The 13,705-nt window shown below is 72.1% G+C and carries 12 protein-coding genes; 3 read left to right on the top strand and 9 right to left on the bottom strand.

Annotation, left to right across the window (positions count from 1 at the left end; genetic code table 11):
- The first annotated feature begins 226 nt into the window (after positions 1-226).
- Complete coding sequence (locus J2N69_RS26960) at positions 227-1,429, top strand: LOG family protein (protein ID WP_230903011.1); 1,203 nt, start codon at positions 227-229, stop codon at positions 1,427-1,429.
- Positions 1,430-1,600: 171 nt separating this feature from the next.
- Here the strand turns inward: J2N69_RS26960 and J2N69_RS26955 are convergent, their stop codons facing one another.
- A complete protein-coding gene (locus J2N69_RS26955; protein ID WP_230903010.1) occupies positions 1,601-2,734 on the bottom strand; it encodes a glycosyltransferase family 4 protein in 1,134 nt (377 codons plus the stop codon).
- A 141-nt stretch (positions 2,735-2,875) separates the two neighbouring features.
- Between J2N69_RS26955 and J2N69_RS26950 the strand changes: the two genes are divergently transcribed.
- Positions 2,876-4,120 carry a sensor histidine kinase gene (locus J2N69_RS26950; protein ID WP_230903009.1) on the top strand — a complete coding sequence of 415 codons (1,245 nt, stop codon included), beginning with the start codon at positions 2,876-2,878 and terminating at the stop codon, positions 4,118-4,120.
- A gap of 44 nt (positions 4,121-4,164) precedes the next feature.
- Positions 4,165-4,836 carry a response regulator gene (locus tag J2N69_RS26945; protein WP_230903008.1) on the top strand — a complete coding sequence of 224 codons (672 nt, stop codon included), beginning with the start codon at positions 4,165-4,167 and terminating at the stop codon, positions 4,834-4,836.
- 11 nt (positions 4,837-4,847) lie between these two features.
- Here J2N69_RS26945 and J2N69_RS26940 read toward each other — a convergent pair whose 3' ends face one another.
- From J2N69_RS26940 to pyrH, 8 genes are all read right to left on the bottom strand, one after another.
- Complete coding sequence (locus J2N69_RS26940) at positions 4,848-5,639, bottom strand: maleylpyruvate isomerase family mycothiol-dependent enzyme (RefSeq protein WP_230903007.1); 792 nt, start codon at positions 5,637-5,639, stop codon at positions 4,848-4,850.
- 137 nt (positions 5,640-5,776) lie between these two features.
- Positions 5,777-6,880: an ABC transporter ATP-binding protein gene (locus J2N69_RS26935; RefSeq protein WP_408056918.1), complete on the bottom strand. Its 1,104-nt coding sequence runs from the start codon at positions 6,878-6,880 to the stop codon at positions 5,777-5,779.
- On the bottom strand, positions 6,877-8,577 hold the full coding sequence (locus J2N69_RS26930; RefSeq protein WP_408056810.1) for an ABC transporter permease: 1,701 nt from the start codon (positions 8,575-8,577) through the stop codon (positions 6,877-6,879). The genes J2N69_RS26935 and J2N69_RS26930 overlap by 4 nt, the downstream gene beginning before the upstream one ends.
- Complete coding sequence (locus J2N69_RS26925) at positions 8,553-9,632, bottom strand: thiamine ABC transporter substrate-binding protein (RefSeq protein ID WP_230903006.1); 1,080 nt, start codon at positions 9,630-9,632, stop codon at positions 8,553-8,555. The genes J2N69_RS26930 and J2N69_RS26925 overlap by 25 nt, the downstream gene beginning before the upstream one ends.
- Before the next feature lie 218 nt (positions 9,633-9,850).
- Entirely contained in the window at positions 9,851-10,957 is a 1,107-nt protein-coding gene (rlmN, locus tag J2N69_RS26920; protein ID WP_230903005.1) for a dual-specificity RNA methyltransferase RlmN, read from the bottom strand.
- A 100-nt stretch (positions 10,958-11,057) separates the two neighbouring features.
- Complete coding sequence (locus tag J2N69_RS26915) at positions 11,058-12,104, bottom strand: phosphatidate cytidylyltransferase (protein ID WP_127911327.1); 1,047 nt, start codon at positions 12,102-12,104, stop codon at positions 11,058-11,060.
- A 31-nt stretch (positions 12,105-12,135) separates the two neighbouring features.
- Positions 12,136-12,693 carry a ribosome recycling factor gene (gene frr / locus J2N69_RS26910; RefSeq protein ID WP_127911326.1) on the bottom strand — a complete coding sequence of 186 codons (558 nt, stop codon included), beginning with the start codon at positions 12,691-12,693 and terminating at the stop codon, positions 12,136-12,138.
- A 186-nt stretch (positions 12,694-12,879) separates the two neighbouring features.
- Positions 12,880-13,641: a UMP kinase gene (pyrH, locus tag J2N69_RS26905; RefSeq protein WP_127911325.1), complete on the bottom strand. Its 762-nt coding sequence runs from the start codon at positions 13,639-13,641 to the stop codon at positions 12,880-12,882.
- Positions 13,642-13,705: the final 64 nt, after the last annotated feature.

Genomic DNA, 13,705 nt, shown 5'->3' with positions numbered 1-13,705 from the left:
CGACTTACAAGAACTTCACCAGATGATTACAGCTGCACAAAAGTACGCAGTAGATCTCCTCATCCCTGCACCCGGGGGCACCATTCATGCCCCCATCCTCGTGTGACGTGCTCGTCAGTCCGCGTACGGCTGGTGAACCGAGACGAGAAGAACGCGTGCTCCGCGGTGCCGGGAAACCGACAATCCGTGTAGGACCGGCCCGAACGCAGGATCTTATTATGGGCGGATGCGCCCCACCGACGAGCCCGAACCCGTATCCGCCCGGCAATCGACCGGCGAGGGTCGTGAGATCGAGACGCTCGCCGAGTTCGACGAGGTCTCGGGACGCGGTGCGCTCGCCGGCTGCCGCGTCCAGGCCGTCGACCTGACGGAGCGCACCGCCGCCCTCAAGGCCGCCCACGTCGCGGGTGCCGTCTTCCTCGGCTGCCCCATGAGCGAGGACGCGGCGGCGCGGGTGCGGGCCGGGGGCGCGCTGGTCTTCCCGCCGGTCCCGGGGCTGCCGTTCAACCCCTACCGGGGGCTGCTCTACACCCCCGACGACCTGTTCTCCGGCCTCGCCGGGGGCGGGTACGACGCGACCCCGGACGCCCACGCGTACGACTGGTTCCAGCGGACCAAGGCCGACGGCGACGTCTTCTCCTCGATGCTGCGCGCCATACATGACGACTCGATCTCCGACGCCCTGGACGAGCTGCTCGCCGGCGCCGGGGTCGTGGGCGTCATGGGCGGGCACGCGATGGCCCGCGGCACGGAGGCGTACGCGGGCGCGGCACGGCTCGGCCGCGCGCTGGCCCGCGCCGGTTTCACGGTCGCGACGGGCGGCGGGCCCGGCGCGATGGAGGCGGCGAACCTCGGGGCGTACGCCGCCGTCTTCGCCGACGGCATGCTGGACGAGGCCCTCGAGATCCTCGCCAAGGCGCCCTCGTTCACGCCGTCGGTCACCGAGTGGGCGCGGGCGGCCTTCGCGGTCCGCGAGCGCTGGCCCTCCGGCGGCGCCTCGGTCGGCATCCCCACCTGGTTCTACGGCCATGAGCCGCCGAACGCCTTCGCCTCCCACCTGGCCAAGTACTTCGCCAACGCGACCCGCGAGGACGGCCTGCTGGCCCGTTCGAACGCGGGAGTCGTCTTCCTGCCGGGCGCCGCGGGCACGGTCCAGGAGGTCTTCGACAACGCCACCCCCAATTACTACGAGTCGCGCGGTGAGCCCACCCCGATGGTCCTGGTCGACCGCGCGCACTGGACGGAGCACCTCCCCGTCTGGCCCCTGCTCCAGTCGCTGGCCCGTGACAGGCCCATGGAGTCGCGGATCGCCCTGGTGGACCGGATCGAGGACGCCCCGGCCAAGCTGGACTCCCTCCTGACGGCCCGGGGGTACGCCCCGGACCCCGCTCCCACGCACACCCCGGGCCCCACTCCGGGCCACCCCTAGGGCCTGTCTGACAATTCCCGTCTGCCTCGCGACGCCATGCACGCACTCTCGCCGCACCGGGCGCAGAGCCAAGTACATCCAGTACGAGGCCCTACGCCCGGCACGCCGAGAGCACGCACCTGACGCCGCGAGGCCGCCCTCCGGGCGACGACGGGAATTGTCAGACAGGCCCTAGCGGGGCCGCTCCAGCAGCCCGGCGAGCACCTCGTAGGACCGCCCCCAGTCCCACTCCTCCCGCACCCACGCCCGCCCCTTCTCCCCCAGGGAGCGGGCGAGTCCGCGGTCCCGCAGCAGGCGTACGAGGCGGTCGGCGACGGCCGCCGGGGAGCGGCCGTCGACCACGTAGCCGCTCTCGCCGTCCCGTACGGCGTCCGGCGCGCCCCCGGAGTTCCCGGCCACGACCGGGAGCCCGGCGGCGGCCGCCTCCAGGAAGACGATGCCGAGCCCCTCCACCTCCAGGCCGCCCCGGCGGGTGCGGCACGGCATGGCGAAGGCGTCGGCGGCGGCGTAGAACGGCGGCATCGTGTGGTGCGGGTGGCCGCCCGCGAAGACGACGCCGTCCAGCACGCCCCGCTCCTCGGCGAGTTGACGCAGCCGCGCCTCGTACGGTCCGGCGCCCACCAGCAGCAGCGTGGCGCCGGCGACCGCCCTGCGCACCATCGGCCACGCCTCGATCAGGGTGTCCTGCCCCTTGCGCGGCACGAGGCGCGCCGCGCACAGGACGACGGGCCTGCCGTCCGCCAGCCCGTACCGCTCGCGCACCGGGTGGCCGTCGACGCCGGGACCGAACACCTCGGCGTCGACGCCGGGCACGAGGCGGGCGAACCGCACCCCCGGGTCCATGGCCAGGCGGACGGGCTCCCGGGTGCTCGGCCCGAGATACGTGATGCAATCGGCGCCCGCCCCGATGCGGCGCAGCAGCGTCCGCGCACCGGGGGTGCGGGCCCACCACACCTCGTGGCCGTGGGTCGTGGCGACGATCCTGCGCACGCCCGCCTCCCGCCGCAGCCGCCCGGCGAGCAGCCCGAGCGGGGCGGCGGCGCCGAACCAGACGCGGTCGCAGCCGTACCGCCGGGCGAGGGCCACGGCCCGCTCCCCCGTGCGCCGGGTCGGCAGCAGGGTGCGGGCCCGGTCACGTACGACGGGGTGGGGGAACGTGCGGTTGTACGCCGTGTCGCCCGGCTCGGCCGCGGTGTACACGACGGCGGTGCCGGGCGGGAAGCGCCGGGCGAGGGTGTCGACGAAGGTCTCGATGCCGCCCTGCCGGGGCGGGAAGTCGTTGGTGACGATGAGCGTGCGAGGCATGCCCCGACGGTAGGAACGCGGGGGTGCGCGGCGCGTCGCCCGAGGCTCCGGGGCCGTGGCTCAACCCGTGGCATGACATCCGGCGCCGGTCTCCACCCCGGCGCCGACGCGGCCGCCCGCCCGGGCCGCGAGAATCGGGGCATGAGCACGACCATCCCGAGGCGGACCCTCTTGCGGCGGACCATCCCGAGGCGGACCGCCCCGGTGCGCGGGCGCCTGCGTGCCCTGGCCGCCGCCCCCGCCTATCCGTGGTGCACGGGCGCGGCCCTGACCGTGGGGGCGGTCGCCGAACTGACCGTGTTCCCGGGGTCGCTGACCAACGCCACCGCCATCCTGATCTCGACGGCCTCCCTCATGTGGCGCCGCGCCTTTCCGCCGGTCGCCCTGGTGAGTGTGGCCGCCGGGCTGCTGAGCTTCGGTGCCGACTCGTCGCTGTCGATCGCGGTGATGATCAGCGGTCTCGTCGCCTGTTACGTCCTTGGCCGGCACCGCGTGCTGCACCCGGCGCTGCTGATCGCGGGTGGCGCGTTCGGGGCCTTCGCCGTGAACCTGTGGCATGTACTGCGCTGGACCCGCGCCGAGCACCTGCCCTACGGGCCGCCGCTCGGCAATGCCGGGAACCTCGGCCTGTTCGCCGAGGCGTTCGGACTCTCCGCGGTGATCCTCGGCGCCGTCTGCATGGGCGACGCGGTGCGCTCCCGCGAGGAGACGCGGCAGGAACGCGCGCACGCCCAGGCGCAGTTGATCGCCGTGGAGCGGCGGCAGGCGGCCGAGGCGGAGCGCGCGGCCATCGCCCGGGAGCTGCACGACATCGTCTCGCACTCGGTGTCGATGATCGCGGTGCAGGCGGAGAGCGCGACGTACACGACGCCGGGGCTGAGCCCGCAGGCCCGGGACGGCTTCCAGCAGATCGCGGGGACGGCCCGCGCGTCCCTGGCCGAGCTGCGTCGGCTCCTCGGCGTCCTGCGGACCGCCCCGCGCCACGACGAGGCCGCCGCGACCGCCCCGCAGCCGACCCTCGACCGCCTCGGCGAACTCGTCGACCAGCACCGCGCGGTGGGCGGCAGCGCGGAGCTGCGGATCAACGGGGAGCGGGTGCCGCTGGCCGCCGCCTGGGAGCTGTCCGCGTACCGCATCGTGCAGGAGTCCCTGACGAACGCCCGCAAGCACGCCCCCGGCGCCCGCGCGGTCGTCGAACTCGACTACCGCGAGGACCGGTTGGCCATCCGCGTCACCGACGACGGCCCCGGCCCGCCACGCGGCGGCGGCGCGAGCGGCCACGGGCTGACCGGCATGCGGGAGCGCGCCGCCCTGGTCGGCGGCAGCCTCACCGCGGGCGCGGCGGACGACGGCGGCTTCCGCGTGGAGGCGGAACTGCCGTGGTGACGTACGGCATCCAGGCACCGAGCCCGAGGAGGAACGGACCCGCAGTGATCAGAACCCTCGTCGCGGACGATCAGGCCATCGTGCGCACCGGTTTCGTGAACCTCCTGGGCACCCAGGACGACATCCAGGTCGTCGCCGAGGCCGAGGACGGCGCCCAGGCCGTCCGCCTCGCCGCCGAGCACCGCCCCGACCTGGTCCTGCTCGACATCCGTATGCCGCACATGAACGGCATCGACGCGGCCCGCGAGATCCTCGCGGCCTCCGACGGCGCAACGAAGGCGCTGATGCTGACCACCTTCGGCCTCGACGAGTACGTGTACGAAGCGCTGGCGGCCGGGGCCTCCGGGTTCCTGCTCAAGGACGCCACGTTCCCCGAACTCCTGCACGCCGTACGGGTCGTGGCGGCGGGCAACGCCCTGCTGTCGCCCGAGATCACCAAGCGCCTGGTCGCCGAGTTCACGCGCCAGCGGGCCGCCGTGCCCCCGGCCCCCGCGGGCGGCATCGAAGGGCTGACGGCCCGTGAGGTGGAGGTGCTCGTCCTCATCGCGCAGGGCCTGTCGAACGCGGAGATCGCCGGCCGCCTCACGATCACCGACCACACCGTGAAGACCCACATCAACCGCCTCTTCGCGAAGATGGGGCTGCGCGACCGGGCGCAGGCGGTGATCCTCGCGTACGAACGGGGACTGGTCAGGGCCGCGTCGGCGCGGGGCTGAACCGGGCCCGGTCAGCCGAAGGTCGCCCGCTCCAGCCAGAAGTCGAGCAGCTCCCGCTCCCCGAGGACCTCCACGCGCCCGCTGTCCAGGGGGCGCCGCCGGTAGAAGGCGAGCAGCACCTCGGTGAGCGGGCCGCGCAGCGCGACCGTCGCCTTGGCGTGGCCGCGCCGCCAGGTGAAGCCGTCCTCGCCGAACTCGATGAGCCACTCGGCGTCCAGGCCGGGCGGCGCGTCGGTCGCGTGCAGGTGGATGCTGCGCCCGGCGCCCCTGAGTTCCGCGGCGCCGCTGCCGGGGTCGAGGCGCCGCAGGAGCAGCACGATGTCCAGCCACTCGTCGATCGCGTCGGCCGCGATGTCCGGCGCGATCTCGTAGTCGACGCCGACGGCGATCGCCGCGTCCGCGCGGTGGACCGCCACCTCGTGCGTCATGCGCCGCGCCCAGAACCCCGCGGTGTGGTCGCCGCTCCACGACCAGGCCGACGCGTCGGCGCCCGCGGCGCGGAGGGTCTTCTCGGCGAGCGCGCCGGTCGAGGCCAGCCAGGCGTCGAGGGCCGCCGGATCGTCGCCCTCGGGGCCCGCCGCGTCCGGTACGTCCTCGTCCGGGATGTTCTGCTCGGCGCGCGTGGCGACCAGCCGCTCGCTCCACCGCAACGCTCCGCCCGTGTGCCGCACGAGCTGTGACAGCGTCCAGTCGGGGCAGGTCGGCACGGTGACGGAGAGGTCCGCTCCGGTCAGCGTGGCCCTCAGAAGGTCGATCTGCCGGGCGACTTCGTCGCAGTACCGGTCGTGGCTCAGTGTCGTCATGGCGTGAACGTTAGATCGACGCGCGTCCCGGGGGCACCGTGTTTTCGGTGTACCCCAGGGCGCTGCCGCTGCCGGTGGTGCCGGGGACGCGTCCGGCCTGGCCAAGGACGCGCGCCCGACACCGACTTGCGCACCGATTACCGCACGGACTTGCGCACCGAGTCACGCACCTGACGCACCGCGGACGCCCGCGCTTCCGGCGCGGCCTCGGCGCTCCCGAGGACCACCACGTCCCCCGCGTCGAAGGCGACCCCGACCCGCTCGCCGACCTCGGGGGCCTGCCGCAGCGCGCACGCCGCCTCCAGGCGGGGGCCCTCGGCCGGCTGGAGGCGCACCGCGACATGGGTGCCGCGGAAGGTGCGGGCCGTCACCGTGCAGGGCAACCCCTGCTCGACGGGGACGAGCCGTACCCCGGCCGGCCGCACCAGGAGCGCGCACCGCCCGGTGGGGGCGTCGTGCGGCACCGGGATCTTGCCCCACGCCGTGTCGGCCCGCTCGCCGGTGACCGTCGCCGGGACGACGTTCTCGAAGCCGAGGAACCGCGCGACGAACTCGTCCGCCGGGCGCTGCCACACCTCGAGCGGCGTACCCGCCTGGGCGATCCGCCCCTCCCGCATCACGACGACCCGGTCGGCGAGCGCGAAGGCCTCGCCCTGGTCGTGGGTGACGGCGAGCACGGTCGTGCCCAACTCGTCGAAGAGTTCGCGCAGTTCGACGACGAGGCGTTCGCGCAGGGAGCGGTCGAGCTGGCCCAGCGGCTCGTCCAGCATCAGCAGCCGGGGGCGGGGCGCGAGGGCGCGCGCCAGGGCGACCCGCTGCTGCTCGCCGCCGGACAGCGAGGCGACCGCCCGGCGCTGCGCCTTCGGCAGCCCGACGAGTTCCAGCAACTCGGCCACGCGGTCGACCTGTTCGCCGCGCGACGCGCCGTGCATCCGCAGCCCGAAGGCGACGTTGCCGCCCACGTCGCGCTGCGGGAAGAGCTGGTGGTCCTGGAACATCAGGCCGACGCCCCGCTTGTGCGCGGGCACGCCCCGCTGGTCGCGTCCGTCCAGCTCGACCCGCCCCGCGTCGAGCGACTGGAGCCCGGCGACCGCCCGCAGCAGCGTCGACTTGCCGCTGCCGCTCGGCCCGAGCACACAGACGATCTCGTGCTCGGCGACCTCCAGGTCCACGGCGTCGAGCACGGCCCGCGCCCCGAACCGCACCGTCGCCTCCCGCAGACTCAGCAACGAGGCCATCAGAACTCCCCCGCGGTGCGCTCGGTCCGGATGCGTTCCAGGAGCAGCAGGGACACCGCGCACACCACCATGAGGATCGTCGAAAGGGCCATCGCCTGCCCGTAGTTGAGGTCACCGGCCCGCCCCAGCAGCCGCGCCACGGCCACCGGCAGGGTCGGGTTGTCGGGCCGCGCGATGAAGACGGTCGCCCCGAACTCGCCGAGCGACACCGCGAAGGCGAACCCGGCGGCGATCAGCAGCGCCCGCCGCACCATCGGCAGGTCCACCTCCCGCCAGGCCCGCAGCGGCGACGCCCCGAGCACGGCCGCCGCCTCCCGGAGCCGTCCGTCCACCGCGCGCAGGACGGGCAGCATGGTACGGACGACGAAGGGCACGCCGACCAGGGCCTGGGCGAGCGGCACCAGAATCCAGGAGGCCCGCAGATCGAGCGGCGGCTCGTCCAGCGCGATCAGGAAGCCGAACCCGACGGTCACCGCCGAAACGCCGAGCGGCAGCATCAACAGCGCGTCGAACCCGCGTACGAGGCGGCCGGCTCTCCGCGTCAGCGCGGCGGCCGCGAGCCCGCCGATGACGACCGCGATGCCGGTGGCCACCACCGCGTACTGGAGCGAATTCCCGACCGCCTCGATCGGCGGTACGAGGAAGGCACCGCCCTCCGCCGAGGTCAGCTCCCTGTAGTACGTCGCTCCGAAGCCGTCGGGGCCCGCGAAGGACCGCTGGACCAGTACCCCGAGCGGCAGCAGGATCAGCACGGCGACCGTGGCCACGACCAGGCCGAGCAGCGCCCACTGCCCGGCGCCGCGCGGGCGCCGCACCGCGCCCGCCGCGTCGACCAGCTTCAGCGCGCTCTCGCGCCGCCGCACGGTCCAGGCGTGGATCGCGAGGATGAGCCCGACCGCCGCGAACTGCACGAGGGTCAGGACGGCGGCCGTGGGCAGGTCGAGCAGTTGCGCGGTCTGCCGGTAGATCTCCACTTCGAGCGTCGAGTACGCGGGTCCGCCGAGGATCTGCACGATGCCGAAGGAGGTGAAGGTGAAGAGGAACACCATGAGGGCGGCGGCCGCGACCGCCGGCCCGAGGGCGGGCAGCGTCACCGTCCGCCAGGCCGTCCAGCGCGAGGCGCCGAGCATCCGCGCGGCCTCCTCCTGGCGCGGATCGAGCTGCGCCCACAGCCCGCCGACCGTGCGCACCACGACCGCGTAGTTGAAGAAAACGTGCGCGAGCAGGATCGCCCACACGGTGGTGTCGAGCCGCACTCCCCACAGCTCGTCGAAGAGCCCGCCCCGCCCGATCAGCGCCAGGAACGCCGTTCCCACGACAACCGTCGGCAGCACGAACGGCACGGTGACGACGGCCCGCAGCACCTGCTTGCCCCGGAAGTCGAAGCGCGCGAAGACATACGCGCCGGGGAGCGCGATCAGCAGCGTGAGCGCGGTCGACGCGAGCGCCTGCCAGGTGGTGAACCAGAGCACGTGCCGGATGTCGGACTGCCCGAGCACGTCCGCGATGCGCCCGAACCGCCAGCCGCCGTCCACGTGCAGCCCGCGCGCCACGATCGCCGTGACCGGGTAGGCGAAGAAGAGCGCGAAGAACGCGACGGGCACGGCCATCAGACCGAGCCGCACCGCGCTCCCGCGGCCGAAACCCGCCCGGAGGCGAGGTTTCGTCCCGCGCTTCACTTCAGGACGAGCGAGGTCCACGACTTGATCCAGGGCTCGCGGTTGTCGGCGATCTTCTTCGGGTCCATGGTCTGCGGCTTGTCGACCGTCACACCGTGCTCGGTGAACAGCGCGGGCAGCTCGACGCCCTCACGCACCGGGTTGACGAACATGTTCAGCGGCATGTCCGCCTGGAACTCCTTGCTCGCCAGGAAGTCCAGGAGCGCCTTGCCGCCCTTCGCGTTCTTGGCGTTGCCGAGCAGGCCCGCGTACTCGACCTGGCGGAAGCAGGTGCCGGTCGCGACGCCGGTCGGCGCCTGCTTGGGCCGCGGCTTGCCGTAGAGCACCTCGACGGGCGGCGAGGAGGCGTAGGAGACGACGAGCGGCCGGTCGCCCTTGGCCTTCTTGCCGCCGGCCGACCCGGAGAACTCCTCGTTGTACGCCTGCTCCCAGCCGTCGACCACCTTCACGCCGTTGGCCCGGAGCTTCTTCCAGTAGCTCTCCCAGCCCTTGTCGCCGTACTTCGCCGCGGTGCCGAGCAGGAAGCCGAGGCCGGGCGAGGACGTCGAGGCGTTCTCGGTGACCAGCAGGTTCTTGTAGGCGGGCTTGGTGAGGTCCTCGAAGGACTTCGGCGGCGCCAGCTTCTTGTCGGCGAAGTACTTCTTGTCGTAGTTGACGCAGACGTCACCGCTGTCGACCGGCGTCACCCGGTGCTTGCCCTGGTCGACGCGGTACTCCGGCTTGATCTTCTCGGAGCCACTGGCCTCGTACGACTGGAAGAGGCCGTGGTCGAGCGCCCGCGACAGCAGCGTGTTGTCGACGCCGAAGAAGACGTCGCCCTGCGGGTTGTCCTTGGAGAGGATCGCCTTGTTCACGGCGGCGCCCGCGTCGCCGTCCTTCAGGACCTCGACCTTGTAGCCGGAACGCCTCTCGAAGGCCTTCAGCACGTCCTTGGAGACGTTGAAGGAGTCGTGGCTGACGAGCGTGACGGTCTTGGAGTCCGCCTTCGAGGCGTCGTCGCCGGAGCCGCACGCCGAGACGGCGACCAGCCCGAGGCCGACCGCGAGGGCGACGGACGTGATCTTCTTGGTGCTCACTGAGTTGTCCTCCTGGGTGTCCAGGAAGAGACGCGGCCCTGCCCGCCGGCCGGGTGGCCGCGGGCAGGGCGCAACAGCTTGAGTGGTGCCCGAACTTCCTACCCAGAATGACCTGGGCGAGGTTCAGAGGGTCTGCGGCCCACCTGTCCAAGGTGCCGCACTCTCAGCGCTGTGGCGCTCCCCTGTCGGAATATGCAGATGTGTGTACGACGGCCAGACTACCTCTCGGCCGCGGCGAGCTGACCGCACGCCCCGTCGATCTCCTGGCCCCGGGTGTCGCGGATCGTGACCGGTACGCCATGGGCGGCGATGGCCTCCACGAACGCCTTCTCGTCCTCGGGCCGCGAGGCCGTCCACTTCGAGCCCGGCGTGGGGTTCAGCGGGATCAGGTTCACGTGCACCGGCTTGCCCTTGAGCAGCCGGCCGAGGCGGTCACCGCGCCACGCGTGGTCGTTGATGTCGCGGATCAGCGCGTACTCGATGGAGAGGCGGCGTCCCGACTTGGCGGCGTACTCCCAGCCGGCGTCGAGCACCTCCCGCACCTTCCACTTGGTGTTGACCGGCACGAGGGTGTCGCGCAGGTCGTCGTCCGGGGCGTGCAGCGAGATCGCGAGGCGGCACTTGAAGCCCTCGTCGGAGAACCGGTGGATGGCGGGCACGAGCCCCACCGTCGACACCGTGATGCCGCGCTGCGAGAGCCCGAGGCCGTCCGGCTCGGGGTCGGTGAGGCGGCGAATGGCGCCGGTCACGCGGTTGTAGTTGGCCAGCGGCTCGCCCATGCCCATGAAGACGATGTTGGACAGGCGGGCGGGCCCGCCCGGGATCTCACCGTCCCGCAGCGCGCGCATGCCGTCGACGATCTGGTGCACGATCTCGGCCGTCGACAGGTTCCGGTCGAGACCGGCCTGGCCGGTGGCGCAGAACGGGCAGTTCATGCCGCACCCGGCCTGGGAGCTGATGCACATCGTCACCCGGTCGGGATAGCGCATGAGCACCGACTCCACCAGCGTCCCGTCGAAGAGCCGCCAGAGCGTCTTGCGGGTGGTGTCGTCGTCACAGCTGATGTGCCGCACCACGGACATCAGGTCGGGCAGCAGCGCTTCCCGGAGCTTGTCGCGCGCGCCGGCGGGGATGTCGGTCCACTCGGCCGGGTCGTGGGCGTACCGCGCGAAGTAGTGCTGCGAGAGCTGCTTGGCGCGGAACGGCTTCTCGCCGATGGCGGCGACGGCCTCCTTGCGCTCGGCGGGCGTGAGGTCGGCGAGGTGCCGCGGGGGCTTCTTAGCTCCGCGGGGCGCGACGAAGGTGAGTTCTCCGGGTACAGGCATGGTCCATCCAGTGTCGCAGACATACGACAAGGGGCCCGCCGCCCTGTGGACAACGAGCCCCTCACCCACATCCATGCAGGTCAGGCCATGAAGCGGACCGTCAGCCGGACCCCACGAAGATCACCAGCAGGAGCCAGACCACCGGTGCCGTCGGCAGCAGGGAGTCCAGGCGGTCCATGATGCCGCCGTGCCCCGGCAGCAGCGTGCCCATGTCCTTGATGCCGAGGTCCCGCTTGATCATCGACTCGCCGAGGTCGCCGAGCGTGGCGCTCGCCGCGACCGCGAGGCCGATGAGCAGCCCCTGCCACCACGTTCCGCCGTCGATCAGGAACTCCATGCACAGCGCGCCCGCCGCCATCGCGAACGTGATCGCCCCGAGCAGGCCCTCGCGGGTCTTGCCGGGGCTGATGCGCGGCGCCAGCTTGCGCTTGCCGAAGCGCCAGCCGACCGCGTACGCCCCGGTGTCGCTGACCACGGTCAGGAGCAGGAACGTCAGCACCCGCCACGCCCCGTCGTCCGCCGTGAGCATCAGCGCCACGAACGTCGCGAGGAAGGGGACGTAGAAGGCCGCGAAGACCCCCGCCGTGACGTCCTTCAGGTAGCCCTCGGGAGGCTCCGTCATGCGCCACACCAGGACGGCGAGCGCGGTGAGAGCCATCGCCACCCAGGCTCCCTCCGGACCCCGGACGTAACCGGCGACGACCATCGCCGCGCCGCCCACCGCGAGCGGCACCAGCGGCGCCTTGATGGCCTTGCGCTCCTCCAGGCGGGAGGTCAGCTCCCAGAGGCCGACGACGACGGCGACCGCTATCACGCCGACGAAGACGGCCTTGACGATGAACAGCGACGCGATGATCACCGCGCCGAGGCCCACACCGACTCCTATGGCCGCACCGAGATCACGGCCCGCGCTCTTCTTCGGCGCTGGCTGCGGCGCTGCCGGGGCGGGCTGGGGTGCGCTGGGCATGGGCTCCTGCGGGGGCGCGGGGGTGTCGGGCACGATGGGCATCGGCTGCGTCGCGGACGGCAGCAGCGCGTCCTGCGCATCGTACGCGGGACCTGCCGGGGGCGCCCCCCGACCAGACCCCTGGTCGGGCGGCACCCAGTACCCGGCTGTGGGCCGCGCCCCCCAGGAAGAGTCGTTCACGGATCGGTTTCCTGATTCCTCGGACCGGGTCTCAGACTTCGAGCAGCTCGGTTTCCTTGTGCTTGAGCAGCTCGTCCACCTGGGTGACGTACTTCGCGGTGGTGTCGTCGAGCTCCTTCTCCGCGCGACGGCCCTCGTCCTCACCGATGTCGCCGTCCTTGACGGCCTTGTCGATGAGTTCCTTGGCCTTGCGGCGGATGGAGCGGATCGAGATCTTGGAGTCCTCGGCCTTGGTCTTGGCGACCTTGATGAACTCCTTGCGGCGGTCCTGCGTCAGCTCGGGGAAGGTCACCCGGATGATGTTGCCGTCGTTGCTCGGGTTGACGCCGAGGTCGGAGTCGCGGATGGCCTGCTCGATGTTGCGCAGCGCGCTCTTGTCGAACGGGGTCACCACGGCCATCCTCGGCTCGGGAACCGAGAACGAGGCCAGCTGGTTGATCGGCGTCAGCGCGCCGTAGTAGTCCGCCACGATCTTGTTGAACATCGCCGGGTGCGCACGGCCGGTGCGGATCGCGGCGAAGTCCTCCTTGGCGACCACGACGGCCTTCTCCATCTTCTCCTCGGCCTCGAGGAGGGTCTCTTCGATCACCACTTGCTCCTGCGTGTCTTGAGTAGGCCCGGCTAGCACAGGGCGGCCGGCTGCGTCGCGTGTCTTTCCTGCACGGTGTCCGACCGGCAGGGCTTTGTCCATCCCCTCAAGGGGCGTCTCGCGTACGTCCCTTGAGTCGGGCTCAGGTCTCTGAGGCTGGAGCCCTGAGGCCCCGAGGCCCTGAGGTCAGTCCCGGCTTCCCTGGTCGCCCACGAGAGTGCCGATCTTCTCACCCTTGACGGCCCGGGCGATATTGCCTTCGGAGAGCAGCTCGAAGACGAGGATGGGCAGCTTGTTGTCCCGGCACAGCGTGATCGCGGTCATGTCGGCGACCTTGAGGTCACGGGTGATGACCTCGCCGTAGCCGAGGGCGTCGAACTTCACCGCGTCGGGGTTGGTCTTCGGGTCGGAGTCATAGACGCCGTCCACGCCGTTCTTCCCCATGAGCAGCGCCTCGGCGTCGATCTCCAGGGCGCGCTGGGCGGCGGTGGTGTCGGTGGAGAAGTACGGCATGCCCATACCGGCGCCGAAGATGACCACACGCCCCTTCTCCAGGTGGCGCACGGCGCGCAGCGGGATGTACGGCTCCGCGACCTGCCCCATGGTGATGGCGGTCTGGACGCGGCAGTCGATGCCCTCCTTCTCCAGGAAGTCCTGGAGGGCGAGGCAGTTCATGACCGTGCCGAGCATGCCCATGTAGTCCGAGCGGGCACGGTCCATGCCGCGCTGCTGGAGCTCGGCGCCGCGGAAGAAGTTGCCGCCGCCGATGACGACGGCGATCTGGGCCCCGTCGCGGACCACGGCCGCGATCTCCCGGGCGATGGCGTGCACCACGTCGGGGTCGACCCCGAGGCCGCCTCCACCGGCGAACGCCTCACCGGAGAGCTTCAGCAGGAAGCGTCCGGCAACTTTGCCGTCGTCACTCTTCGAGTCGGCCTTGGTGGTCATGGTGTTCTCGCTTCTCTTACTTGACACACATACGAAGAAGGCCACTGCCGGTGGGGTGTCGTTC

The sequence above is a fragment of the Streptomyces huasconensis genome (genome assembly GCF_021028635.1).
GTDB classification, from domain to species: Bacteria; Actinomycetota; Actinomycetes; order Streptomycetales; family Streptomycetaceae; genus Streptomyces; species Streptomyces huasconensis.
Note: the sequence above shows the minus strand (reverse complement) of the source record. Positions and strands in the feature narration are given on the sequence as shown.

Bases quoted from the DNA above. Each gene is read 5' to 3' on its own strand.
- J2N69_RS26960 (WP_230903011.1), top strand. From the start codon at position 227: ATGCGCCCCACCGACGAGCCCGAACCCGTATCCGCCCGGCAATCGACC.
- J2N69_RS26955 (WP_230903010.1), bottom strand. From the start codon at position 2,734: ATGCCTCGCACGCTCATCGTCACCAACGACTTCCCGCCCCGGCAGGGC.
- J2N69_RS26950 (WP_230903009.1), top strand. From the start codon at position 2,876: ATGAGCACGACCATCCCGAGGCGGACCCTCTTGCGGCGGACCATCCCG.
- J2N69_RS26940 (WP_230903007.1), bottom strand. From the start codon at position 5,639: ATGACGACACTGAGCCACGACCGGTACTGCGACGAAGTCGCCCGGCAG.
- rlmN (WP_230903005.1), bottom strand. From the start codon at position 10,957: ATGCCTGTACCCGGAGAACTCACCTTCGTCGCGCCCCGCGGAGCTAAG.
- pyrH (WP_127911325.1), bottom strand. From the start codon at position 13,641: ATGACCACCAAGGCCGACTCGAAGAGTGACGACGGCAAAGTTGCCGGA.